The sequence below is a fragment of the Pararhizobium arenae genome (genome assembly GCF_001931685.1).
GTDB classification, from domain to species: Bacteria; Pseudomonadota; Alphaproteobacteria; order Rhizobiales; family Rhizobiaceae; genus Pararhizobium; species Pararhizobium arenae.
Genome location: NZ_MOOY01000014.1, coordinates 1 through 21,693 on the forward strand (window position 1 = coordinate 1; position 21,693 = coordinate 21,693).

28 protein-coding genes and 1 pseudogene are annotated in these 21,693 nt (G+C 58.3%); 18 read left to right on the plus strand and 11 right to left on the minus strand.

Annotated features, from left to right (window positions below; translation table 11 throughout):
* The first annotated feature begins 227 nt into the window (after positions 1 to 227).
* From BLX89_RS22745 to BLX89_RS22770, 7 genes are all read left to right on the plus strand, one after another.
* On the plus strand, positions 228 to 572 hold the full coding sequence (locus BLX89_RS22745) for a RidA family protein (RefSeq protein WP_083637879.1): 345 nt from the start codon (positions 228 to 230) through the stop codon (positions 570 to 572).
* A 193-nt stretch (positions 573 to 765) separates the two neighbouring features.
* Positions 766 to 936 (plus strand): hypothetical protein, encoded by a 171-nt coding sequence (locus tag BLX89_RS24845; RefSeq protein WP_198935191.1) that lies wholly within the window; start codon positions 766 to 768, stop codon positions 934 to 936.
* A 155-nt stretch (positions 937 to 1,091) separates the two neighbouring features.
* Entirely contained in the window at positions 1,092 to 2,582 is a 1,491-nt protein-coding gene (locus tag BLX89_RS22750; protein WP_075293250.1) for a sensor histidine kinase, read from the plus strand.
* Entirely contained in the window at positions 2,579 to 3,022 is a 444-nt protein-coding gene (locus BLX89_RS22755; RefSeq protein ID WP_075293251.1) for a response regulator, read from the plus strand. The genes BLX89_RS22750 and BLX89_RS22755 overlap by 4 nt, the downstream gene beginning before the upstream one ends.
* Positions 3,022 to 3,432: a response regulator gene (locus tag BLX89_RS22760; RefSeq protein WP_075293252.1), complete on the plus strand. Its 411-nt coding sequence runs from the start codon at positions 3,022 to 3,024 to the stop codon at positions 3,430 to 3,432. The genes BLX89_RS22755 and BLX89_RS22760 overlap by 1 nt, the downstream gene beginning before the upstream one ends.
* Before the next feature lie 192 nt (positions 3,433 to 3,624).
* Positions 3,625 to 4,755, plus strand: coding sequence for an AI-2E family transporter (locus BLX89_RS22765; RefSeq protein WP_075293253.1), 1,131 nt, complete (start codon positions 3,625 to 3,627; stop codon positions 4,753 to 4,755).
* 27 nt (positions 4,756 to 4,782) lie between these two features.
* Positions 4,783 to 6,033, plus strand: coding sequence for an NAD(P)/FAD-dependent oxidoreductase (locus BLX89_RS22770; protein WP_075293254.1), 1,251 nt, complete (start codon positions 4,783 to 4,785; stop codon positions 6,031 to 6,033).
* 6 nt (positions 6,034 to 6,039) lie between these two features.
* Here the strand turns inward: BLX89_RS22770 and BLX89_RS22775 are convergent, their stop codons facing one another.
* A complete protein-coding gene (locus BLX89_RS22775) occupies positions 6,040 to 6,834 on the minus strand; it encodes a response regulator (RefSeq protein ID WP_075293255.1) in 795 nt (264 codons plus the stop codon).
* A 198-nt stretch (positions 6,835 to 7,032) separates the two neighbouring features.
* Between BLX89_RS22775 and BLX89_RS22780 the strand changes: the two genes are divergently transcribed.
* Together BLX89_RS22780 and BLX89_RS22785 are read left to right on the plus strand one after the other, a co-directional pair.
* Positions 7,033 to 7,221: a NepR family anti-sigma factor gene (locus BLX89_RS22780; protein ID WP_075293256.1), complete on the plus strand. Its 189-nt coding sequence runs from the start codon at positions 7,033 to 7,035 to the stop codon at positions 7,219 to 7,221.
* 112 nt (positions 7,222 to 7,333) lie between these two features.
* Positions 7,334 to 8,260 carry an MYG1 family protein gene (locus BLX89_RS22785; protein ID WP_075293257.1) on the plus strand — a complete coding sequence of 309 codons (927 nt, stop codon included), beginning with the start codon at positions 7,334 to 7,336 and terminating at the stop codon, positions 8,258 to 8,260.
* Positions 8,261 to 8,428: 168 nt separating this feature from the next.
* Here the strand turns inward: BLX89_RS22785 and BLX89_RS22790 are convergent, their stop codons facing one another.
* Genes BLX89_RS22790 through BLX89_RS22800 form a run of 3 tightly spaced genes read right to left on the minus strand, consistent with a single transcriptional unit; the run spans position 8,429 to position 9,831 of the window.
* On the minus strand, positions 8,429 to 8,677 hold the full coding sequence (locus BLX89_RS22790) for a YMGG-like glycine zipper-containing protein (protein WP_075293258.1): 249 nt from the start codon (positions 8,675 to 8,677) through the stop codon (positions 8,429 to 8,431).
* A gap of 50 nt (positions 8,678 to 8,727) precedes the next feature.
* Complete coding sequence (locus BLX89_RS22795) at positions 8,728 to 8,883, minus strand: DUF3309 family protein (protein WP_075293259.1); 156 nt, start codon at positions 8,881 to 8,883, stop codon at positions 8,728 to 8,730.
* Between the two features lie 45 nt (positions 8,884 to 8,928).
* The gene (locus BLX89_RS22800) at positions 8,929 to 9,831 is read right to left on the minus strand and encodes an alpha/beta fold hydrolase (protein WP_158025997.1); all 903 of its coding nucleotides are present in this window, start codon (positions 9,829 to 9,831) and stop codon (positions 8,929 to 8,931) included.
* Between the two features lie 337 nt (positions 9,832 to 10,168).
* Between BLX89_RS22800 and BLX89_RS22805 the strand changes: the two genes are divergently transcribed.
* From BLX89_RS22805 to BLX89_RS22815, 3 genes are all read left to right on the plus strand, one after another.
* On the plus strand, positions 10,169 to 10,480 hold the full coding sequence (locus BLX89_RS22805) for a hypothetical protein (protein ID WP_075293261.1): 312 nt from the start codon (positions 10,169 to 10,171) through the stop codon (positions 10,478 to 10,480).
* A 54-nt stretch (positions 10,481 to 10,534) separates the two neighbouring features.
* On the plus strand, positions 10,535 to 10,732 hold the full coding sequence (locus tag BLX89_RS22810; protein ID WP_075293262.1) for a CsbD family protein: 198 nt from the start codon (positions 10,535 to 10,537) through the stop codon (positions 10,730 to 10,732).
* Positions 10,733 to 10,943: 211 nt separating this feature from the next.
* Positions 10,944 to 11,894, plus strand: coding sequence for a PRC-barrel domain-containing protein (locus BLX89_RS22815; protein ID WP_158025998.1), 951 nt, complete (start codon positions 10,944 to 10,946; stop codon positions 11,892 to 11,894).
* Positions 11,895 to 12,012: 118 nt separating this feature from the next.
* Here the strand turns inward: BLX89_RS22815 and BLX89_RS24470 are convergent, their stop codons facing one another.
* Positions 12,013 to 12,222 (minus strand): hypothetical protein, encoded by a 210-nt coding sequence (locus tag BLX89_RS24470; RefSeq protein WP_143523735.1) that lies wholly within the window; start codon positions 12,220 to 12,222, stop codon positions 12,013 to 12,015.
* A gap of 231 nt (positions 12,223 to 12,453) precedes the next feature.
* Between BLX89_RS24470 and BLX89_RS22820 the strand changes: the two genes are divergently transcribed.
* The 4 genes from BLX89_RS22820 to BLX89_RS22835 all read left to right on the plus strand — a co-directional run bounded on the left by BLX89_RS22820 (position 12,454) and on the right by BLX89_RS22835 (position 14,928).
* Positions 12,454 to 12,618, plus strand: coding sequence for a DUF1328 domain-containing protein (locus BLX89_RS22820; RefSeq protein ID WP_037105882.1), 165 nt, complete (start codon positions 12,454 to 12,456; stop codon positions 12,616 to 12,618).
* 141 nt (positions 12,619 to 12,759) lie between these two features.
* Entirely contained in the window at positions 12,760 to 13,260 is a 501-nt protein-coding gene (locus BLX89_RS22825; protein ID WP_075293273.1) for a TIGR00645 family protein, read from the plus strand.
* 32 nt (positions 13,261 to 13,292) lie between these two features.
* Entirely contained in the window at positions 13,293 to 14,546 is a 1,254-nt protein-coding gene (locus BLX89_RS22830) for an NAD(P)/FAD-dependent oxidoreductase (protein WP_075293263.1), read from the plus strand.
* Positions 14,547 to 14,688: 142 nt separating this feature from the next.
* Positions 14,689 to 14,928, plus strand: coding sequence for a hypothetical protein (locus tag BLX89_RS22835; protein WP_075293264.1), 240 nt, complete (start codon positions 14,689 to 14,691; stop codon positions 14,926 to 14,928).
* On the opposite strand, the gene BLX89_RS22840 is transcribed toward BLX89_RS22835, so the two are convergent.
* From BLX89_RS22840 to BLX89_RS22855, 4 genes are all read right to left on the minus strand, one after another.
* Positions 14,913 to 15,335, minus strand: a complete 423-nt coding sequence (locus tag BLX89_RS22840; protein WP_075293265.1) for a TIGR02588 family protein — start codon at positions 15,333 to 15,335, stop codon at positions 14,913 to 14,915. The genes BLX89_RS22835 and BLX89_RS22840 overlap by 16 nt on opposite strands.
* A gap of 69 nt (positions 15,336 to 15,404) precedes the next feature.
* The gene (locus BLX89_RS22845) at positions 15,405 to 16,271 is read right to left on the minus strand and encodes a TIGR02587 family membrane protein (RefSeq protein ID WP_425348635.1); all 867 of its coding nucleotides are present in this window, start codon (positions 16,269 to 16,271) and stop codon (positions 15,405 to 15,407) included.
* 40 nt (positions 16,272 to 16,311) lie between these two features.
* Positions 16,312 to 16,824 (minus strand): BON domain-containing protein, encoded by a 513-nt coding sequence (locus tag BLX89_RS22850; protein ID WP_075293266.1) that lies wholly within the window; start codon positions 16,822 to 16,824, stop codon positions 16,312 to 16,314.
* 141 nt (positions 16,825 to 16,965) lie between these two features.
* The gene (locus BLX89_RS22855) at positions 16,966 to 17,475 is read right to left on the minus strand and encodes a hypothetical protein (RefSeq protein WP_075293267.1); all 510 of its coding nucleotides are present in this window, start codon (positions 17,473 to 17,475) and stop codon (positions 16,966 to 16,968) included.
* A 549-nt stretch (positions 17,476 to 18,024) separates the two neighbouring features.
* Between BLX89_RS22855 and BLX89_RS22860 the strand changes: the two genes are divergently transcribed.
* On the plus strand, positions 18,025 to 19,080 hold the full coding sequence (locus BLX89_RS22860) for a DUF294 nucleotidyltransferase-like domain-containing protein (RefSeq protein WP_075293268.1): 1,056 nt from the start codon (positions 18,025 to 18,027) through the stop codon (positions 19,078 to 19,080).
* A complete protein-coding gene (locus BLX89_RS24475) occupies positions 19,080 to 19,802 on the plus strand; it encodes an apurinic/apyrimidinic endonuclease family protein (RefSeq protein ID WP_075293269.1) in 723 nt (240 codons plus the stop codon). Before BLX89_RS22860 ends, BLX89_RS24475 begins: the two co-directional genes overlap by 1 nt.
* Positions 19,803 to 20,732: 930 nt before the next feature.
* Here BLX89_RS24475 and BLX89_RS22870 read toward each other — a convergent pair.
* Positions 20,733 to 21,314: a DUF1349 domain-containing protein gene (locus BLX89_RS22870; protein WP_075293270.1), complete on the minus strand. Its 582-nt coding sequence runs from the start codon at positions 21,312 to 21,314 to the stop codon at positions 20,733 to 20,735.
* A gap of 231 nt (positions 21,315 to 21,545) precedes the next feature.
* A pseudogene (locus BLX89_RS25215) lies at positions 21,546 to 21,693 on the minus strand (response regulator); the annotation flags it as partial.

A 21,693-nucleotide genomic window follows, 5' to 3' on the forward strand; every position in this document is an offset into this window, starting at 1 on the left:
TGGCAAACGCTGTCCTTGCCCGTAACACCGCATGGACACCAAAATACTCACATGCATGAAACATGGTTGCTCCCCGTTTTGACAGGGAGAAGGACAAGCTGCAATCTGTTGGCCTCACCCTGTCTTTCGTGTAAACGAACCCCCGCCCGCTCTGAAACTTGCCTTCTGTGGCAGGCGCCGATCCGCCGCCGGAACCCGTCCGGCCGTCAATCCCGAGGAATGAGATCATGGAAATCAAACGTTTCGAAACCGGCCCCCGCATGAGCCAGGCTGTCGTTTACAACGGCATCGTCTATCTGGCCGGTCAGGTCGGCAATGCCGGCGACGACGTCGCGACCCAGACCCAGCAGGCGCTTGACGAGGTCGATCGTCTGCTTGCGCTGGCCGGAACCGACAAGACCCGCATCCTCTCCACCACCATCTGGCTGGCTGACGTTGCGGATTTCTCCAAGATGAACGCCGTTTGGGACGCATGGGTGCCGCAGGGCAATGCTCCGGCGCGCGCCACGGGCGAAGCCAAGCTTGCTGCGCCGGAATATCTGGTTGAAGTGATTGTAACCGCCGCTCTCTGAGCGCGGTCACGCCTCTGCTAACGTGTTTATGAGAAGCCCGGATCGCGCTCGTCGGATCCGGGCTTTTTGCTGCCAGCAAGCGGGCCGGATTAACTTAGGTTAAAATCCTTCAAGCCCCTTGGAACAAAGGGCTTCCCGCATCGTTTCACGTTCGAATTCCAACATCATTGAAACCCCTGCGGAGGAATGCGCCATGCTGTACTGGCTTCCCAGAATTTGCCTCTTCGCGCTGATCGGTGCCGTCATCGGTCTCGGCGCCTTGCCTGCTACCTCCGAAGACGTCGCCAACACGCTGATTATCGTGCTGTTGGGTCTCGGTCTGTTTTCCGTCACGGTTCAGGTGTTTCCGCCCGAAAGACACTGACAGACATCGGCTCGCTTATCGAATTTTGTTTCCTTTTCCATTGCAGGCTGTACTCTCGTGACGAGGGTCTAGGGGAGCCTCGACGGTGATCTAACAGCGTAGCAAACGGGCGGCTGCGTCGGATCGTCGATGCGGCGCACGGAAGGGGATAAGGCATGGCGACGGAGCCGACCGGTTTTTCCAGAACCGTGCCGCTCAGCCTGTTTGCCGGAGCCTTGCTGCTGCTGGGTCTTGTGCTTGCGTCTCTCGTGTTTGCCGCCATCGCACGCGAGGATTCAGATGAAGCGCTCCACGCAGCCCGCCTGAACAATCGAACGGTTTTGCTTCTGAGCTTGCTGCAGGATGCCGAGACAAGTCAACGTGGCTATATCCTGACCGGCACACGCGCTTATTTCAGCGATTTCCAAAGGGCCGCGGCCCTTGCGCGTCTTCAGTTCAACAGCCTCCGCGACGATCTTCAAACAGTCTCCATAGACGAGGAGACCATCAAGCGCCTTGAAACGCTGGTATCGCTCAAGCTCGAGGAGATGAAGCGGTCGGCAAACATGCAGGCGGCCGGAGACCATGAGCGCGCGGTTGCCGTCGTGACGACTGGCGAGGGCAGGCGGCTGATGCTCGAGATAAGGCAGATCATCGCCCGTATCGCCGCTATTACCGATACTGTGGGTTTCCGCAAGACACGCCATCTCGTCGATGCGACTTGGTTGCTTCTTGCCACCATCGCCGGTGGGGCCATCCTGATTGTCCTGCTCGTCGCCGGCGTGATGCATCTCGTCACTGTTCGCTCGCGACAGCTTGAAGCAGCGCGTCACGCTCTGGTGGAGTACAACGACACCCTTGAATCCAAAATCCGCCAGCGAACGCAATACCTCGAGCGCGCGAACCGGGAGCTGCAGAGTTATGCTTACATAGTAAGTCATGACTTACGCGCTCCTCTCGTCAACATCATGGGTTTCACGTCCGAATTCGAACGCGCTGCCGATGTGTTCAAATCCTTCCTGCAGACGGTTCCGCCGGGATCGGCCGGCGAGATAGAAAACGCGGCGCGGGAAGCGGTCGATATCGATATTCCGGAAGCCCTCGGCTTCATCCATTCCTCGATGAAACGGATGGATGAGCTCATCAGTGAAATCCTCAAATTGGCGCGCGCGGGCAGCAGGCAGTTTCATCCTCAGGTCATTGATCTCAGGGAATTGTTCGAGGAGATCGTCGCGACTTCGAAACATGGCGCCGACGAAACGCACGCTACCATCGAAATCGCCGAGGATTTACCGGTCGTCGAGACGGATCGGCTTGCATTGCAACAGGTTTTTGGCAACCTTATCGACAATGCCTTGAAATATTCGTTTGTCGGGCGCGCTCCTTATATCAAAGTGAGTGGCAAGGTGGTCGGGGAAGAGGCGATCATCGACGTAACCGACAACGGTCGCGGTATTGCAGAGCAGGATCTTGAGCGAATCTTCGAGCTGTTTCGCCGGTCGGGACAGCAGGATCGCCCCGGCGACGGTGTCGGTCTTTCGCATGTACGGGCTCTGGTGCGTCGGCTCGGGGGTGACGTAACCGTCCGGTCCGTTCTCGGCGAGGGCACCACATTCACGGTCGCCTTTGCGACGAAGCTCCGGCCGGAAGGGAGGGAGGGAGAATGACAGAGGTCAAACCGGTGACGATCGTCATGGTGGAAGACGACGAAGGCCACGCCCGCCTGATCGAAAAAAACATCCGGCGCGCGGGTGTTACGAACGAGATCGTGCCGTTTCTGAATGGTTCGTCAGCGCTTACCTATTTACTCGGCGAGGATGGCACCGGCGCCCGCCACGGGGGCAGGCCGCTTTTGCTGCTGCTCGACCTGAACTTGCCCGACATGACAGGCATCAACATCCTTGAGCGGCTTCGCGCCAGCGATCACATGCGCCGGATGATGGTGATCGTGCTGACCACGACGGACGACCCGTCCGAGATCCATCGCTGCTACGATCTGGGCGCCAATGTCTACGTCACCAAGCCCATGCAATACGAGGCTTTCGTCAACGCCATTCGGCAATTGGGCCTTTTCCTGTCCGTCGTGACTGTGCCAGAGGTGGCGTAATGATCGCAAACAGCACGTCCCGCCCGATCACGATCCTCTATATCGATGACGACGAGGCGCTTGGCGTGTTGTTGAGAAAAAACCTTGGCCGCCTGGGGCTCACGGTCATCAATGCCACGGATGGCCGCAGTGGACTTGCACGGCTCGATCAGGGCGGCATCGATGCGGTCGCGCTCGACCATTTCCTGGTGACCGAGACCGGTCTCGATATCTTGCCGGAGATTGTCATGCGGCCAAACCATCCGCCAGTCGTCTATGTGACGGGTGTCGGTGAAACAGCTGTCGTTGCAGAGGCGCTCCGGCGAGGTGCGGTCAATTGGGTTACAAAGAACATCTCGTCCGATTTCTTCGCACAACTGGCTGAAACACTCTTGGAAGCCGCGCAGCGGCATCCTGTGGTGTCGCACTGAACGTTGGGCGCCGCCGGTGGGTGGAACAATATGTGCAAAGCCGCGTTTATCCGCATCAATATGCGCTGCGGGGGCTCTTCCCGAGAAGCGCAATTTTCGAAAATTCGTAAACGCGACGGCAAAGACCCTTGCATCAACACCGGGCGACCGATGGTCGGATCGAAAGTCTTGGGCGGTCAGGGAGCATGAAGCATGGGGGCGTTTTCGCCGGGTGGTCAGTCCAAGACCAAGCGCAGATATGCGGAAATTGAAACCGAGGTCATGGCAACGGAGATGCCGCCGGCCCCACCACTGAAAAGTGGCCTCGACCTCGTCGTTGCCTGGAGCATCGTCGGTACATTCGTTATCCTCGCCAGCGCCGTCATCTACTTGATGGAAACGATCCTTATGCCGGTCACGCTGGGCATTGTCGTCGGCATGGTGCTCGGGCTCGCCGCAGACCGGCTTTCCAAATTCGGCGTGCCCGCCGGGCTGGGCGGCTTTCTTCTCGGCCTCGTTTTCGTCGTCGGCCTGTTTTTCCTCATCAATACCTTGATCGAGCCGCTGAGTACGGTTGCCGGACAGGCTCCGGGAATGATCGAGCGCTCGATGGAGCGCATTCTTCCCTACTTGGAACGGTTCGAGTGGTTTCGCGTCGCCCTTGAAGGGACGGATGAAAAGGCGTTGGCGGATATGGCGATGCAGAATGCAGGTGCCATGCTCGGCATCGTCGCTTCGGGGCTTACCCCGGCCTTCGTTCAAACGCTGATTTTTCTGGCAGCGCTCGGCCTGTTCCTGCTTGGGCGTGCCCAGTTGCGCAAGACGATCATCCTGGCTTTTGCCACCCGCGAGCGCCGGCTGGCTGCCATCCGCATCATGAATGCGATCGAGAATGCCGTCGGCTTCTATTTTTCCACGGCAAGCGTCATTTACATGGTGCTGGGCTCGATCACGGCCTTTATCGCCTTCATCGGCGGTTTTGCCATGGCACCGCTCTGGGGTCTGTTCGCCTTCGTCTCAAGCTTCATTCCCTATCTTGGCGTTACCGCGATGACGATCGCTCTGTTCTGCGCCGGGCTCATGACCCATGACTCATTGCTGATCGCGATTGCACCGGCAGCCGCTTTTTTCCTGCTGCATCTGGTCATGGAAAATCTGGTGACCCCCGCCATCCTCGGGCATCGCCTCGAAATCAACCCCTTCATCATCTTCGTCGCCATCATCTTCTGGACATGGATGTGGGGTGCCGTCGGTGCCATGCTGGCCATGCCGTTGTCGCTGATTGCCATGACGGTGTTCGAGGAAGTCCGCCCCCGTCCGCCGGAACGACAGCTGCCGGCTTAAGTCCTCCCCCCAAACGAAAGTACAGTGATGTTGACATCGATCGAGATGCCGGATGGTCCCGAGCAGGCTGACTTGCGCGCGGGCCGGGCCCCATGGGGATACCAGGGACGGCGGCCTTCCTCCGAGCCGCTTGCGCAAAGCATCAAGACGGATGTCCTTGTGGTGGGTGGCGGTATTACCGGCTCCATGGTTGCCCAGCATTTGTCATCGCGCAATCTGCAGGTGGTGATCGCCGATCGCGAAAGGCCGGGTCTCGGCAGCACCGCAGCCAGCACGGCCATGCTGCTGTGGGAGATCGACAAGAGCTTGGCACAATTGTCCGAACTCTATGGTTTCGAACGCGCCGCGTCGATCTATAGACGAAGCCTCGCGGCCATGGGCGGGCTGACGAAACTGGTGACCGAACTGCGGCTTGATTGCCGCTTTGTTCAGCGTCCGACGCTGTATATCGCTGGCCCCGAAGCAAGCGAACGGTCGCTGCTGGAAGAGCATCGTCTGCGTGCGAGAGCGGGCCTGCCGGGAGACTATCTTGACCAGTCGTCCCTGCGCACGAATTTCGGAATAAACCGTGCCGAAAGTCTGCACTCACCCGGCGCTGCGGAGGCAGATCCCCTGCTGATGTCCTGGGGCTTGCTTGGACATGCGATCGCGTCCGGAGCAAAGATGATCGACGCCGAGATCACCGGTTACGATCACGGCGCGCAACGGGTTCACGCCGTCACGGACAATGGTTTTGAGATCGAGGCCCGTCATGTGGTGCTTGCGACGGGCTATTCTATGCCGGATTTCGTCGACAACGACCTGCATCGCACCGTCTCCAGCTACGCGATCGCCACCGGCCCGCAGCCGCAAAAAGGGCTTTGGCCGAACGGTGCGCTGATCTGGGAAGCCTCGGAAGATTATCTCTATGCCCGCACGACGTCGGACGGCAGGATCGTCGTAGGGGGCGAGGACGACGATATCATGGACCCGGATCGCCGGAGCGGGAAGATCCCTTCCAAAGCGAGGATCCTTGAAGAGAAGCTCGCGCAGCTTTGGCCGGCGGCCCAGCCTGCGGCGGAATATAGCTGGTCGGGAGCCTTCGGAGAAACCGTGGATGGATTGCCGCTGATCGGCCCTGTCCCGGCAATGCCGCGTATCCTTGCCGCCTATGGCTATGGTGGCAATGGCATCACCTTCAGCTTCATGGCGTCGCGTATGCTGGCGGCAATGATAGCCGGCGATCGTCAGGACGGGTTCGAACTCTTCGCGCTCGATCGCACGCCGTTCTCCGCGTGAAGCGCCTTAGGATGGCGAGTGCGCATTCTCGTTGAAGAACAGCGCCTGGCTGATCAGGGCTTTTACCATGTCCGGATTGAACGGTTTGGTGACCAGAAAAGCCGGTTCCGGTTTGGTGCCGGTGAGAAGCCGCTCGGGAAAGGCGGTGATGAAGATCACGGGAAGCGTTGCGCCTCCCAGGATTTCATTGACGGCATCGATGCCAGAACTTCCATCGGCCAGCTGGATATCGGCAAGGATCATATGCGGCTGCGTCTTGTTGTAGAGCGCAATCGCTTCGGAATGGGTCCGCGCCACGCCGACGACGCGGTGCCCGAGGCTGGAAATCATGTCCTCGATATCCATGGCGATCAGCGGCTCGTCCTCGATGATCATGATATCGGTGGCAACCTGCCTTGAAATATCGTGAGAGGCGCGGTCGAGCAACGCTTCGGCCTCGTGTTCGGAGACGCCGAGGATTTCGCCCGTTTCCGCCGGCGAAAAACCTTCGACCGACGCAAGCAGGAAAGCCTTGCGGGCAGATGGCGATATCCTCGCGAGGTTGGCTGCCGCGCGCGTCTCCCAGGTAAAGGGGGAAGACGTGTCGGGCAGCGTGATCGTGACCGTGTCGAGCTGGCTGCAGAGCAGCTTGAACACGCTCACGCGGTCGCTTGGGCCTTCCGGGAAAAGCGAGATGTCGGCAATCAGGGCTTCCAGCATCGCGGCAACATAGGCATCGCCCGAGGCTTGAGAACCGGTCACTGCGCGGGAAAAGCGCCGCAGGTAAGGGAGATGGGCTGCAATGCGCATAGAAAGTGACATTCAAGACTTCCTTCAGTATGATGCCGGAGATTTTCCGAGGCCGGCGTCCAAGATTGCTTATTGCAACGGTTTGAACATGTTTTCTGGTTTAAGGGAAGTTTTGAAACATAGGTAAAAACATTCAAGGGGTTTTGCCTCTCCAAAACAGATTTGCTGCATGATGCAACGTCACATTGGATAGGCGGAAGTGAGCTTTTGATGAGTGACGTTCCCAAGCAACAGGCAAAGCCATCGGTGCCCGGTCGCGGCGTGAAGTCCGATCCGAACAGTCAGATCGCATCCAGGCTTAAGGCACTTTACAGCGCGGTCGAACAGGAACCCATTCCGGATATGTTTCTCGATCTTCTGGAACAGCTGGACCGTGCGGAACGGCTGAGCAAGAGCTGAAGCCAGGACCTGATGCCGCGGATCGTCGGATTTCCTAGGCGTCGTCGGGTTGAGATGATCTCCAATAAAAGCTATCTGGCAGCAGACCATTTTCTGCGAAGGTAGCGACCGCATGATCCCCGATTTCCTCGTCACGCATTCCGGTGGCTTCCACGCAGATGAATTGCTGTCCAGCGTCATCCTCACACGGTTGTTTCCGCAAGCGCGTCTCGTGCGCAGCCGATCGCCGGAGTGGATAACGCCCAAGGGCGACCGCATCATCTACGATGTCGGCGGCTCTTATGATTTTGCAGCCGGCATTTTCGATCATCACCAGCGGGGAGCGCCGCTGCGGGACGACGGGCAGCCCTACAGTTCTTTCGGGCTGATCTGGAAACATTACGGCCGCGAGTATCTCGCAGCCCTGGGGCTTGCCCCGGCCGATATCGAGGCGATTCATGCATCGTTTGACGAAGGGTTCGTGCTGCCGATCGATCTCGCCGACAATGGCGTCCTGAGCCCGGCAATGGCCGGCCCTCTTGCGAGCCTGACGCTTCCTGCCTTGCTGGAAACGCTGAAGCCGGTCTTCGACGAGTCCGATCCGGAGGCGGACGACAGGGCGTTTCATCGCGCGCTTGCCGTTGCCGCCACGTTCGTCGAGGCCCGAATTGCCCAGAGTGCTGCAAAACTGCGCGCGGAAGGTCTCGTCTACCGTGCGATCACCGCGGCGGGAGAGGGGCGGGTGCTTGAATTGCCCATCGGCATGCCGTTCCGCTCGGCCATCGTGAAGGCGGGAGCCGATCACCTGCTGTTTGTCGTGCATCCGCGCGAGAAGGATTGGTGCATCACGGGCATAAGGCGTTCCGAAGAGGGGTTCGAGCTGAGAGCCGACCTGCCGGCTGCCTGGGCGGGATTGACCAACGGCGCGCTGGAGGCCGTTTGCGGGGTAGAGGGCGCGAGTTTCTGCCATAACGGCCGCTTCATCGCGGCTGCGCGCACGCGTGAAGCCGTGTTGGCGATGGCGGCGCTGGCTGTCGACGAAGTGCTCGCGGGCCGCTGAGCATTTCCAAGAAAAGTGCGAAGCGGTTTTCCGTCAGGAAATGCGTTAAAACAAAGCATTGGAGTGTGGTCGCGATAGGAGGAAAAGCGAAAACGCTCCAAGTTTTTCTGCGATCTTTAAGCATAAAAAAACGGGCCGAAGCCCGTTTTTTCCGTTTCAGTGCCGATATCAGCAGGCTGCCGTGTAGCGGCGGCCGTAACGGTCGCGGTAGTAGCAACGGCCCGGTTCGTTGGCATTGCCGATCAGGGCGCCCGCCACGCCGCCGACCGCCGCACCGACAGCTGCGCCACGGACGTTGCCGGTGGCAACGCCGCCGATGACCGCGCCAGAAGTGGCGCCGATCGCGGCACCCCTTTCAGTCTGGGTGCAGGCGGCAAGCGGAAGGATGAGGGCGGAGACGAGAAGAATCTTTTTCATGACGGGTTTCCTTTTTTTGACTGGAGCATTCGCACGTATCGGTTGGCAGATCAGATCCGTCCCATCAGGACGAGAATGAGAATGATGATAAGGACCAAGCCGAGGCCTCCAGACGGTCCATATCCCCAGGAGCGGCTATAGCCCCAGTTCGGCAGGGCGCCGACGAGCAGAAGAATAAGGATAATCAGGAGAATTGTACCGAGCATGGTGGTTCCTCTTCGGGGTTCAATGCCTTAGCGGCAATCTTGCTGTCACAAAAACGCCGATCGCGATGTTTTGTTCCCAAGCTGGGTGGCGCTCTGGACCAGTTTCTCTGCGAGGTCTTCTCGCGCGCCGTCGCCTCCCATCCTCTTGCGAGACGTCAGCGGGCCGAACATCAGGAAATTGGCGATCAGCCGGTCAACATGCTCTCGGGCTTCGGCCATCGGCAGGTGTCCGACTTGCGGCAGGATCACTGTCTGCACCCGGCGCAAGCCGCCGGACAGATGGAGCTGGTGGGTCGGCGGCACGATCCGGTCGCGCGCGCCTATGATGTTGAGCACCGGCACCTCGATGTGAGCCAGCTCCGCCATCACGGAGGTCGCCGACATCCATGATACGAACGCAGCGATTTCGTCGGGGTGTGAACTGAGCAGGCTGGCGCGCACCTCCTCCATGGTGGAGATCGTTTCCTCCGTCTCCCACGACACCGCCTGATCGAAAACACTTTCCAGCGAGCCCCAGCGAAAGTTTTCGCGCGTGGATATCCAGCGGGTGAAAAACCGGATGAACAGGATACGACCGAGCAGGGGCAGCCGCAGGATGCGCGCCGCCATGCGCTCTTGTCCCTCGAAGCGTCCGCAGGCGAAAGCGCCCATCAGGATGACGTTGGACACCAGATCGGGCCGGTGTCTGGCAAGCAGCAGCGATACTAAACCTCCGGTGGAATGTCCTATGAGGGTTACCGGATCGCCGCCGAAATCCCGCTCGATGGCGCGCGCATAGGCATCGACGATATCGGGCGTGCGCAAGGGCAGTGTCGCGCCTTTGAGCCGCCACGGGCTATGCCCGGGAAGCGGATACGCGACGGAGCGTCCCTCGCGCACGATGGTTGGTGCGAAGCAGTTCCAGAAGGACGGAGACATGACCATGCCGTGGATGAGCACGGTTCTCATGCCTGCGTCTTGGGAAAGCCAGAGATGCGGTGGTTCATGCAACATTGGAAAACGCTCTCGAATGAGGCGTGCGGTTCAAGGCGGCTGCGAGGATCTTGCGTTGGCAGGTCGGTCAGGCAGTCCATGAACCGCTCGCCCGGCGGCCTGGAAGTCCCGTCGCGTATTAAAACGGAACGTGCGAGCGTAATGCACGCAAACGTGAAAGGTTCCGCAGCCCCGATCACCAAAATTTCTGGAACCGGACGCCGCGGTTGCCGTTCTCATCTCCAGGAAATCACCCCTTCAGCCGGCACGATCAGGAGTACGCCGGCATAACGTACCGGACAGGAGCCGCAAGATGGAGCATGTCGCTGCAATCATGATGTTGGTCGGGTGCGGATATGGCAACGTGAACTGCCACGAACTTCCGGCTTCTGCCGCAGCCTATGAGACGATGGAAGACTGTCAGGAAAGGTTGCGCCCGACAGTCGCGGCGATCGAAACCTCCGCAAAGGTGATCTTTGGAAAATGCCAAGCCGTGGACCCCGCGCTTTTCATCGAAGACGAGGCCAACGCGCGCATCCGCTGGTCGGTGACCCCGGACGAGGAGCTGCACGTCCGTATAGACATCATGCAACCCACGCCGCCGGTGATGATGGCAAGCCGATAGGAACCAATCCCCGACAGACGCGTTAAATACCCATCTCAAACAGGGAGAAAACACATGAACTGGGATATGATTGAAGGCAAGTGGAAAGAATATCGCGGTAAGGCCCAGGCTCAGTGGGGCAAGCTGACGGACGATGACCTGGACGTCATCGCCGGTCGTCGCCAGGAACTCGCAGGCCGTATCCAGGTTCGTTACGGTATTGAGAAGGAAGAGGCCGAACGTCAGGTCGAGGAATGGTCTTCCCGCCACTAACATTTGCACCTGAATAATTGCGCCCCGTTTTCGAGGGCATGTGACGGCGTCCGGATTATGTCCGGGCGCCGTTTTTGCATCGGGTTGATGGGCGGAACAAAACCCAAGCGTATCTCGTTTGACGTCGAGCCGAGCAGGCAATGCATTGCCGCTCGAGCCTTGAACCCGCCGTATGCCAAGCATCCGGCCCTACCGCATGAAGGAGTTTCCAATGATCAGAACGCTGCTCGCGACGACCGGTCTAGCACTGGTTCTGGCCGCCACCCCCGGTGCAACCGTTTTCGCGCAGGAGAGCGTGGCACCCGCGGCTGCAGGCGTTGCCAGCGAGGGCGCAACAGGTCCCACGATGCCTGGCCAGCTCCTTGCTTCGTCTCTTCTCGGCAAGACCGTCTATACGGGAGTTGATGAGGAAGGTGAAGCGATCGGCGATGTCAATGACGTTGTGATCAATGCAAACGGTGGTACGGAAGCGCTCGTTATCGGCGTTGGCGGCTTTCTCGGGATCGGCGAAAAGGATGTCGCCATCGGCTTCGATCGCGTCAGCTGGTCCGACAAGGATGGCCAGCAGATCCTCGTGGTGACTGCCACAAAGGAGCAGCTGATGGCCGAGCCAGCCTTCGATCGCAAGCCGATCATGGACGCCATGGTTTCGGCGCCCGCATCGAACGGAACGCCCGAAAACACGGCGTCCGCATCCCCGGATCCGTCTTCTGTGGTGGTAACGGATCAGCCGTTAAGCGGCACCACGCCTCAGATGACCGATCCGGATCTCGTTCCGGGCGTGGATCCGGCAACGACTGCGAGCGCCACGCCATCTCCCGAACTGAAACCGGTCGATCTCGGTCTTTTGAGTGCCGAAAAGCTGATCGGTACGGAGGTGAAGGTGGCGGATGATACCAAGGTGGGCGAGATCGGTGATGTGATCTTGAGCAAGGACGGCAAGTTAGAGGCCTATATCATCGATGTCGGCGGTTTTCTCGGCATCGGCGCAAAGCCCATGGCGATGAGCGCAACCAGCGTTCAGGTGATGGCGGACGCGGAAGGCACCATGACCATCTACTCGCCTTTCACAAAGGAACAGATGGAAAGCCAGCCGGCCTATGACGAAGAGGCATACAAGGCAAATCCGTCTTCCGTGCTTCTGGCCACGCCAGCACAGTAATTCCCCGCGACGAACAGAAAGCCCAGATGCTCACCGGGCTTTTTGCTTGAATTGTCAGCCAAAGAAAAAGGGCAGCCGAAACTGCCCTTTTTTGTCCCTTCGGTTGGTGGAAACACCATCAGCGACGGTTGTGATCGCTGCCGGTGTTTTCCGCCATATCAAGCTCCTCCAGGAGCTGCGCGAAAGTCCCCTCTGTCTTCGGAACATTATCGTCGAAGTACAGATCACGTAACGTGTTGCCGATATGCAGGTTCTTCTCGCGCATCCGGGCAGGTTGGCGAAGTGACGCCGACGCTGACTTCCATATATTGGATGTGGATACGGTCATTTTCCTGTCTTTCGTTTTGCGGTTCGAGTGGACAACGCACCGGTCAAGGTCAGGTTCCGACGACATGGTGACTATTCCGTGTCAAAATGGGTCGTTCTTGCTCGTCATGGTTAACCATTACTTAAAGTCACGATCGCCCATTGTAGCGGCGTGATGCGGAGAGGGGACAGGCAAGGAACAAAAAACGCCGGCGGACGTTTTGTGACAGACTGATAACCAAGGAGAACCCCCATGCTGTATTACGCTCTTGTCTTCCTCGTCGTCGCCATCATCGCCGGTGTGCTAGGCTTCGGTGGTATCGCCGGTGCTTCCGCCGGTATCGCGCAGATCCTCTTCTTCCTGTTCCTCGCCTTCCTCGTCATCTCGCTGGTGGCAGGCCTTATGCGCAGGACCTAATCTGCCGGCACTCTGAACGGCATATACAAAGGAGCGATGCTATGCGTCGCTCCTTTTTTGTTGCGTCGCGCCATGCTGCTTGATGAAGACAACCGGCTTGGCTATGGATGGCTTAACGTTGTCCCCGGAGCCGCCCGACGCATGAAATCGCTCGAACTGATCGTCGAACGCATTATCCTTTCAAGCCGCTGGATATTGGTGATCTTCTATCTCGGCCTGGCAGCGTCTCTCGCCGTTTACGTCGTGTCTTTCATTTTCAAGTTCCTGAAGGTCGCCAAGTCGGTGTTCGTCTATGACGAAGCCGAGATGATCCTCGCCATGCTTGGCCTTATAGATGCTGCTCTCGTTGCAAGCCTAATCGTCATGGTGATGATATCCGGCTACGAGAATTTCGTCAGCCGTTTCGACGACCAGGAGACGGAACTTTCGTTCCTCGGCAAGATCGATTCCGGCAGCCTCAAGATCAAGGTCGCGTCTTCGATCGTCGCAATTTCGTCGATCCATCTGCTGCAGATTTTCCTCAATACGCAGCAATACACCGCCGACCAGCTGATGTGGGCAACAATCATGCATCTCGCTTTCGTCGTATCCGCCGTTCTGCTCGGTTATCTCGAGCGGATCATGAGCAAACTGAAGAAATAGACGGCGCTTTGGCCGGGAATTGAGGGTCGAATATGAAGGCAGATATCGTTGTTCTGGGTGCCGGTATTGTGGGCCTCTCAAGCGCCATCCATCTGGCGCGGCGCGGCAAGTCCGTGGTGCTTCTGGATCGTCGCGGTGCCGGTGAAGAGACATCTTTCGGCAATGCCGGTCTGATCCAGCGGGAAGGCGTTTTTCCTTATGGCTTCCCGCATGATTTCGGGGCGCTGTTTCGTTATGCGCTCAACAATACTATCGATGCGCATTACCACTTCAAGGCTCTGCCGGGGCTGGTTCCATTCCTGGCGCGCTACTGGTGGCACTCGGGCTTCACGCAGCACAGCCGCATCGCCCGCGCCTATGCGCCGCTGATCGAAAATTCGATCACCGAACATGAAGACCTGATCAAAGCCTCCGGTGCCGGCGATCTCATCCGCAAGGACGGCTGGATGAAGGTTTTCCGGACCGAAAAGGCACGCGATGCCGCTTACAAGGAAGCTGAACAGCTTTCGATCGGCTTCGGGGTCAATCATCAGAAACTGTCGACCGCTGACCTGAAGACGATGGAGCCCTCCATCACGGCCGAGCTGGTGGGCGGACTGCGCTGGACCGATCCATGGTCGATCCGTGACCCGCACAGCCTGAACATGGCCTATCTCGCCTATTTCCAGTCTCTCGGCGGCCGCCTCGTTTCCGGTGACGCGGCAACCCTCGAACATATTCTCGAAGGGCCCGGCTGGCGTGTTGCCACGCCCGAAGGCCCCCTGGAAGCCAATGACGTCGTGGTGGCGCTCGGTCCATGGGCCAACACCGTCACACGCAAACTCGGCTATCACTTCCCGCTCGCGGTCAAGCGCGGCTACCACATGCATTACGGCACCAAGGACGGTGCCGTGCTCAACAACTGGGTTCTCGATGCCGAGAAGGGTTATTTCCTGGCGCCGATGCTACGCGGCATTCGTCTCACCACCGGTGCCGAGTTTGCTTTCCGCGATTCGCCGAAGACGCCGGTGCAACTGACCCGCGCGGAGCCGGTGGCGCGGGAATTCTTCCCGCTTGCCGAGCGGCGCGACGAGGAGCCGTGGATGGGGGCGCGTCCCTGTACGCCGGATATGATGCCCGTCATCGGCAAAGCGCCCCGTCATCAGGGCCTCTGGTTTGCGTTTGGTCATGCCCATCACGGCATGACACTTGGCCCGATCACCGGCCGCGCGCTTGCCGAACTGATCGTCGGCGACAGCACGGTGATCGATCTCAAGCCCTACAGGCCCGATCGCTTCCTCGCCTGACCCGTCAGTTTTTTGAAAGGCAGCCGGAACCGAACGTCCACTCGGGCGTTATGCGCGTTGGCCCATGACAAAAGTTGGGCGAACTGCGTCAAGCGGTTGGGGTTGTGATCCGGGCGAGCCCGGCGACGGGAGCGGCATTTTCATGAAACGGCAGGCTATCGTTCACGGCGGGGAAGCCGTGGGCGCGCTCATGCAGGACGGCAGCCTTTTCAGGTTTATGGCCGTGAAATTCAGCGTATGGGCGCTGGATGGACGGCTGTTCGAAAGTCCCGAACTGGCGCATCGTGCCGTCAAGGCGCATTTTGAGGGCGATCTCGTCTCGCTTGCCGCATTGGGCGCAAGCCGTGAGGAGGGCATTGAGGCTCTTCACGGATCTTCATAACCGGAGGCGCGAATGTCCAGTCGATGCCCGGCGGGATCGTTGCTGAAAAGCAGGGCGCCGGTCGCGCTGGAAAGCGCCGGCACATAGTCGAACGTGACTTCCCGTTCTTCGACGATATCCGCTCCGTTCATTAATCGCGCGGTTACCGGAACGGCGGCGGCCGTACGCCGGCCGCTGTTGACGACCGTGAAACTGACGCGATGCCCGCCGTCCATCGCCGCGATCTCGCCAAGCTCGACATTTAACGCCGGAATGCCTTCCTGTTCTCCGGGCGCATACCAGGCGATCCAGCCGATAAGGGCGATAACGAGCAGACCTGAAACCGCCCCGGTCAGCCACTCGATCCAGTGGGCCTCCAGCTGCACCAGCCGGCGCGAGCGCGTCCGGTCTTCATTGCTTTCGGTCATGGTGACCCCTCTTGCAGCATGTCTCGCGAAGTGGTTTGCGAGAAGAAAATGCGTCGAAACATTGAAACTCTAGATGATCAATCGCGCCGCGGCCGCGCCGATCGCGCCCGGAAAGGCGAGTACGATCATGGCCATGACAATCGGCGTCAGGCCGCTTCCGTCCAGGCGCTCGAACGTCCAAAGGGCATAAAGGCTGATCAGCAAAGCTATGGCGTAGCCCGGCAGTGTGAACCGGAAAAAGGCGTGCCAACGCGGCGTTTCGCTGGAAATCTCATGGCCGCCCTTGAAAGAGACGGCATACACGAAAGCGTGCATGAGAATGAGCGACACGATGATGAGTGCGAGCGCATGCCAACAGGTCATCTTGTAGGAAATGAGGATCATTTCCTCGGTCGGAGCCACGTTGAGGTTGAGAAACAGCGCGCCGACCGCCATCAGGAAGAGTTCCCCGCCATAGGTGGCTTGGTCGTCGTCACCGCTTTCGTGATTGCCGCCGAGCTGGCTTCTGCCGAGAAGAGCGCCGATACTGGCAGGCACGGCCTGCACGGCAATCTTGCCCGTCACTTCGTACCAGGGCATCGAGGGCTCGAGCAGCTTGAACATGCCGAGAATAATCGCGCTGGTAGCGATGCCCAGAGCATAGGCAATCATCGCGTCCCTGAGATCGTCTTTCCAGCCGAAGGTCTGTTCGAAGCCGACCTTGTGCGCGATCCCGATCAGCAGGGGAATGTTGACGAGAAGAAGAAGCACAAGCCTCCACCGTTCCATGGTGAAGCCAAGCGCCCACATCTCCATGGTCATCTGCATGGGAAGGGCAAAGAGCAAGGCGCCGCCGATGCCGCGCCCAAGGCCCACGATGAAATGACGGGGCTCGAAGGCGAGCTCATCTTTTTCGCTCGCCCTTTCACCGGCCTGAAATGTCCCACCTTTCGGCACGCTGCCTCCTGCGTTCTGCCGTATGTCTTCGCCCGCTCCGTTATTCGTCCCAATCCGACGGCAGGTTCGCATCGGCGGCCAGGAGGGTCAGGTGATTGCGAACGGATTTTACGCCAGCGACGCGCTGGGCAAGAATCCCGGCCTGCCGGCGATCCTCAGCGGTGTCCACCTCTCCCTCGAAGCTCACCACGCCGCCGTCGATGCGAATCTCGAAGCCGGACATATCGATGTCTGCTTCCTCCAGCCTGTCGGCGATGATCTGCTCCAGCACATCGTCATCGATATCCTGCGCCGGCTTGTCCTTCAGAAGATCAGGCCCGCCATGGCTCTCAATCCGAGGGTCGTTTCCGCTTTCGTAACCTGGATTGCCACTTTCGTCGAAATTCTCGGGCGCTTCGCCATAGGCATCGTTTCCGATGGCGACCGGCGAGCCGGACCGCGCGTCCGCATAGGGCCAGCCCTCGTCAATATCCCGTTCCTCATAGTCGCGATAATCTTCCGCGCGGCTGGTTTCTTCAAGATCGCGGTTTGTGGGGCGCTTTGCTCTGTCCATGACGGTACTCCTGTTTCAAAACACGGGAGAGAAACGGTTAAGTAACGGATTGGTTCGGACCGCTGGATTATTTCCGGGACCACCAACACAAAAAAGCGGAAGCCATTGGCTTCCGCTTCGATGGTTCAGGCGATCATCCGCTTAGTTCTGCGGAGCCGGTTCCGTTGCCTGCGGCGTGGTGCCGGTAGCAGGCTGCTGGTCGGCGCCCGTAGCCGGAGCGGGCTGGGTGCCAGTGCCGGTTGTGTCAGGAGCAGCACCCGTTTCCGGCGTCGTGGTCTCAGTCGTTGCTGCCGGAGCCGTGGCGTTGTTGTCGGCCGGCGGCGTTGTGGACTGCTCTACGGCAGGCGGTGTCGCAGTATCGGTGGCTGCGGGGTCGCCGGCCTGTTCGCCCGGGAGCCAGAACAGCAAGGCAAGCACGACACCTGCCAGAAGCACGATCAGCAAAGGCCACATGCTGCGCGATTCACGCGGAGCCTCGATGGCGGCATTGTTAATGTTGATGTCGCGCTGGCGCTCTGCGGCGGCGCGATCCGTAACCGGGTCCGTCACCGGAGCACCGGTCACAGGGTCAACGCGCTGGGCGGTCTGCTCGGACGGCCAGGACGCCGGATTAATCGGACGGCCATCATTCGGATCGAAACGCTGGTTCATGGAAAATATCCTTTCGAAGCTGATTTCTTGCGGGGCACAGGAAGTCGACTGCGAAAGGAACGCCCATCGGCAATTAAAGTTCCGGCATGAAGCTTGGGGCGTTTACCCGGCTGTCGCGAAATGAGGCCGCTGGCGATCCGTCTGGCAAAAGAACGATGCGTGCTCAGTAGCGAGAAACTTCATCAAAATCGGAAAGTATTGGTTGGGGGACCTGGATTCTCACATGCTTCCAACGGCCTCACGGAAAAGCCCTGAAATTCCCTCTGTTTTCCCATCGCGAGCGACCGTGGATGCCACCTTTGTGCCCTGGCTTTGGGCATCAGTCAACCGGGCGGGTTGGCGGAAATAATTTCCGCTTTTGGAGCGCAGGCGTCGGTCAGGCGGCAATAACGCGCCCGGCAGCTAAATCAGCCGGTCAGGCCAGGTCTTTGTTCTCGGTGAGGCCGCCACTGATCCTTTTGACGGGTTAAAGGCTTCATCGACAGGAGAGACAAATGCGCACGATAGGTCTAAAAGTCGGAGGACTGATTCAACGCGAGCACTTTTTAAATGGCGGACACTGCATTAGACAGACTTAGGGGAAGCAATGCCTCCCGATGGAGTCACATTGCCAAAGCCGAGGCAAGCAGCGCAGAGCGTTTGAAGGCGCTTTCCAAGCTTGCTGACGGTTTGTTGCCAACGGATGAAGGTAGCTTTGTCGTGTTCGGCTCGCTGGCACGGGGCGAATACACCACTGGAAGTGACCTAGATTGGACATTACTCATTGATGGACGCGCGGATTCACTTCATCTGCAGATAGTGCACAAACTCACGTCCGAGCTTGAAACGGCAGGGTTTGGAAAGCCGGGTCCGACAGAAGTTTTTGGCGGTCTGATTTTCAGCCACGATCTGGTACATGCCGTGGGCGGCGATGAGGATTCCAACAAAAATATGACTCGTCGCCTATTGCTGCTGTTAGAGTCTACACCCGTAAATGTAGCTGGGAGCGAAGATGCGCACGCCCGCATCGTGCAGGCAATTCTGAACCGCTATGTGCAAGAAGATGCCAGCTTCATCGGCAGTAATAAACGGCCAGACCGTATCCCCCGCTTTCTCCTAAATGATGTAGTTCGCTTTTGGCGAACCATGGCGGTTGACTACGCAAACAAGTACCGAGCACGGGCAGGCCAAAAGTGGGCCCTAAGAAACATCAAGCTTCGGATGTCGAGGAAGTTATTATTCGTTTCCGGCTTTTTCATGTGCCTTTCCTGGGCGCTTGAGGATCGATCCGAGCAGCATAATGACTATGAGGCACAGGATCTTGTTGACCATCTGCTTGCTTGGACGAAACGTCCGCCTCTTCAATCGTTAGCTGATATTGTTGAGCGCTATGCGCCTCATTTGGCGTCCGAAGTCTTTGATAACTATGACGAGTTTCTCGCCATTCTTGATAGTGAGCCCAGTCGTAATAGGCTTCAAGACTTGTCTCCGGAGGCAGCGTACGAAGACCAGATATTTCTGGAAGCTCGGGAGATAGCAAGTCGGTTTGACGCTGCTCTGACTGAGTTGTTGTTCAGAGCGAATCCAACAGTGACCAAGTTGGTAGAGAAATACGGAGTATTCTGATGACGACGATTGGCTTCTCAACAGGCGCGATAGCCAGAGATGATTTTGTTACGGCGTTGGATCTGCTTGAGCCAACAAACACCTCAGCAGTGGAATTGTCTGCATTACGGGCCCCTGAGTTGCCTCCTCTGTTGGCGGCATTGCCCGCCCTTTTGCCTCGTCTGAACAAACGATACCGCTATGTTAGTTTTCATGCGCCAACCAAATTCGATGATGAGCAGTCATTGGTTCAACAACTTATGGTCATTGCTGATCTTGGCCTGAATATTGTCGTTCATCCCGACACCATCGGCGACTTTGACCATTGGCGTGGTCTTGGATCGCGACTTTGCCTGGAAAACATGGATTCTCGAAAGCCCATTGGCAGAACGGCGGAAGAACTGGAGCCGTTTTTTGAGATGCTGCCAGAGGCTAGGCTGTGCCTCGACCTTGCTCATGCCCGCCAGATAGATTCTTCGATGAACCAAGCGGTGCGCATATTGCGGCGCTTCGCCAATCGGCTCGCTCAGTTTCACATCAGTGAAATAAATAGCAAGGGCGCGCATTTCCCGATGTCTTTCGCTGCAATACGAGCATACGAGCCTTTCGCAAACATCATGTCTCGTACGCCAGTTATCATCGAGTCTATGGTCGGGCGACACGAAATCGCGCGGGAGATAGCTGCGACAGAAGAACTTGTGACGCGAACTTCTGGAGTGGACTCTAGGGAATTTGCGGCTTGATCGCGGCCGTCCGAGACGGGTCATGTGTTGGCTTCTCGTTCGCCCCCGCTGACGGTCCACTCTCGGCTCCAAGAGAGGTGTTTGCTCTCATCTCTCGCGCGTCACGCACCGAAGCCCGCCCGCCCGACAGGCGGTAGAGCTCGGCTGCCAAGGGCTTCGTGCCTCAGGAATATTTCGGACGCGCCACCGTTTCGGCGAGGAGCGTTTCCAATTAGTCGGCATCGCCTCAGGTGTGTTTACGGGGTGGAGGACCTGCAGGGGCGTTTTCATGCATGTAGCAGGGCCAATCACCAAGATCCTCGCCTCGCTCAATGATGGGCAGAATCCCGATCCATCAACACTCGAATATCTGCTTCGGCCGTGTATGTTCCAGTGGCGAACAGACAGCATCCGGCGCCATGGCCGTCGTTAATCTCAGATCTCAGCCTGTTTGATGCACTCGAACAGGGTCCCCAGCCGCCATTTTGAGAGTTCTAAGCATCTGAAGGATCTCGGGAACGTCAAATTTTCAGTTTACGCCAAATCGTGCTAAGTTCCTGAGAAGACGCCACCTTCTCTGGTAAGGAACGGCAACTATTGAAAGAGGGAATAGGTCCGAAAAATGGCCCGTCTGGGGACCTTGGATTCTCACATGATTTCAATAGCTTAACTGAAAATGCCTGAAATTCCCTCTGTTTCCCATCGCGAGCGACCGTGGATGCCACCTTTCTGCCCTGAGCTTTGGGCATCAGTCAACGGGACCCCAGAGCGGCAATAATTTCCGCTTTCGCGAAGAAGGTTACATTGCCGTCGGATGGCCGCTTTGCGCCCTCGTACCGGCCGTACACGCCGTCGTTTGCCGTTCCTGAAAGCGGTCATCCTTCTCGGCAAAGTCTCCTCGCTTTGAGCCAGAAGCAGAGGCTGCCGTTTCTAAGCACAGCGCTCTGACAGCTACGTCAGGTCGTGGAGGTCTTTGCCCAAGGCCCGCCCCAATTGCCACTCACTAAATCTTACCTCCAAGCCTGCACGTTCGGGAGTGCAGCACATTGGGCCAACTATATAATGATCCGCTGCTGGGAATGGGCAGAGGCGCACCAGTGGCCAAGTCTGCCCATCGTCGGAAGCTTGTATTCTTAGAACGCCGCTCTGGACGGTCACCCTTATCCAAAAATCTGATGGGTCGCCGTCAAATCGCCCCGTTGCCCAGTCGGAGGCTTCATCCGTCAACACACTGCCGAGCAAGCCGTATCCGTCCGAGAACTCGATCCCGGTCTTGACCCACCGTCTTTCGTCGAGCCTGACCATGAGGCCAGCCTGGTCGTAAAGATGTTGAAAATGTGCCTGGACCCGAACCTGGGCGGTGAAATCGCCTTCGGTCTGGAATGTGTAGAAGTGGCCGTTGTCGCGGATAAAGCCATAGTGTGTCTCTCGCCAAAAATCTGTGTTGGCGTCAGTCGTTACGGAAAGTTCGGTATCCAAAGCATATGCTTTTGTGGGCTCATTGAGCCACCGTCCATTTTTAAGACTCTGCAACGGCGTCTCCTATGGCAACTAGCGGACTTGCTCAGCCGCATCTCTGGTAAAGCAATAGTTCCTAGAGAGCCCAATTGCTGCCAACAGGCAAGGTCTGACGGGCGTCTTCCGCTTGGCGCCCGCATTTCGGCCGTGAAGCTTGCCTCCACCCCTAGCCATAAGCGGACATCCGTTAAAGCAAGCTGATCAGTGCCGGTGGGAGGCGAAAAATGGATCGCAATTGTTTCTGCATCAGATCGCGCTGGCCCTCGGGTTGTCGCTCGCAAGCAGGCGCGCCATTGCGTCCGTGATGGTCAGGTCATCGTAGGGCTTGGGGAAGAAGCGACTGCCGCCGGGCAGCATGCTTTCTTCGACGATGGCCGCACCGGAGGCGACGATC

Bases quoted from the DNA above. Each gene is read 5' to 3' on its own strand.
- BLX89_RS22815 (WP_158025998.1), top strand. From the start codon at position 10,944: ATGATCAGAACGCTGCTCGCGACGACCGGTCTAGCACTGGTTCTGGCC.
- BLX89_RS22785 (WP_075293257.1), top strand. From the start codon at position 7,334: ATGATCCCCGATTTCCTCGTCACGCATTCCGGTGGCTTCCACGCAGAT.
- BLX89_RS22820 (WP_037105882.1), top strand. From the start codon at position 12,454: ATGCTGTATTACGCTCTTGTCTTCCTCGTCGTCGCCATCATCGCCGGT.
- BLX89_RS24475 (WP_075293269.1), top strand. From the start codon at position 19,080: ATGACGACGATTGGCTTCTCAACAGGCGCGATAGCCAGAGATGATTTT.
- BLX89_RS22805 (WP_075293261.1), top strand. From the start codon at position 10,169: ATGGAGCATGTCGCTGCAATCATGATGTTGGTCGGGTGCGGATATGGC.
- BLX89_RS22825 (WP_075293273.1), top strand. From the start codon at position 12,760: ATGAAATCGCTCGAACTGATCGTCGAACGCATTATCCTTTCAAGCCGC.
- BLX89_RS22860 (WP_075293268.1), top strand. From the start codon at position 18,025: ATGGCGGACACTGCATTAGACAGACTTAGGGGAAGCAATGCCTCCCGA.
- BLX89_RS22775 (WP_075293255.1), bottom strand. From the start codon at position 6,834: ATGTCACTTTCTATGCGCATTGCAGCCCATCTCCCTTACCTGCGGCGC.
- BLX89_RS22810 (WP_075293262.1), top strand. From the start codon at position 10,535: ATGAACTGGGATATGATTGAAGGCAAGTGGAAAGAATATCGCGGTAAG.
- BLX89_RS22770 (WP_075293254.1), top strand. From the start codon at position 4,783: ATGTTGACATCGATCGAGATGCCGGATGGTCCCGAGCAGGCTGACTTG.
- BLX89_RS22750 (WP_075293250.1), top strand. From the start codon at position 1,092: ATGGCGACGGAGCCGACCGGTTTTTCCAGAACCGTGCCGCTCAGCCTG.
- BLX89_RS22840 (WP_075293265.1), bottom strand. From the start codon at position 15,335: ATGACCGAAAGCAATGAAGACCGGACGCGCTCGCGCCGGCTGGTGCAG.
- BLX89_RS22795 (WP_075293259.1), bottom strand. From the start codon at position 8,883: ATGCTCGGTACAATTCTCCTGATTATCCTTATTCTTCTGCTCGTCGGC.
- BLX89_RS24845 (WP_198935191.1), top strand. From the start codon at position 766: ATGCTGTACTGGCTTCCCAGAATTTGCCTCTTCGCGCTGATCGGTGCC.
- BLX89_RS24470 (WP_143523735.1), bottom strand. From the start codon at position 12,222: ATGACCGTATCCACATCCAATATATGGAAGTCAGCGTCGGCGTCACTT.
- BLX89_RS22855 (WP_075293267.1), bottom strand. From the start codon at position 17,475: ATGAACCAGCGTTTCGATCCGAATGATGGCCGTCCGATTAATCCGGCG.
- BLX89_RS22830 (WP_075293263.1), top strand. From the start codon at position 13,293: ATGAAGGCAGATATCGTTGTTCTGGGTGCCGGTATTGTGGGCCTCTCA.
- BLX89_RS22790 (WP_075293258.1), bottom strand. From the start codon at position 8,677: ATGAAAAAGATTCTTCTCGTCTCCGCCCTCATCCTTCCGCTTGCCGCC.
- BLX89_RS22780 (WP_075293256.1), top strand. From the start codon at position 7,033: ATGAGTGACGTTCCCAAGCAACAGGCAAAGCCATCGGTGCCCGGTCGC.
- BLX89_RS22835 (WP_075293264.1), top strand. From the start codon at position 14,689: ATGAAACGGCAGGCTATCGTTCACGGCGGGGAAGCCGTGGGCGCGCTC.
- BLX89_RS22800 (WP_158025997.1), bottom strand. From the start codon at position 9,831: ATGAGAACCGTGCTCATCCACGGCATGGTCATGTCTCCGTCCTTCTGG.
- BLX89_RS22755 (WP_075293251.1), top strand. From the start codon at position 2,579: ATGACAGAGGTCAAACCGGTGACGATCGTCATGGTGGAAGACGACGAA.
- BLX89_RS22760 (WP_075293252.1), top strand. From the start codon at position 3,022: ATGATCGCAAACAGCACGTCCCGCCCGATCACGATCCTCTATATCGAT.
- BLX89_RS22745 (WP_083637879.1), top strand. From the start codon at position 228: ATGGAAATCAAACGTTTCGAAACCGGCCCCCGCATGAGCCAGGCTGTC.
- BLX89_RS22850 (WP_075293266.1), bottom strand. From the start codon at position 16,824: ATGGACAGAGCAAAGCGCCCCACAAACCGCGATCTTGAAGAAACCAGC.
- BLX89_RS22765 (WP_075293253.1), top strand. From the start codon at position 3,625: ATGGGGGCGTTTTCGCCGGGTGGTCAGTCCAAGACCAAGCGCAGATAT.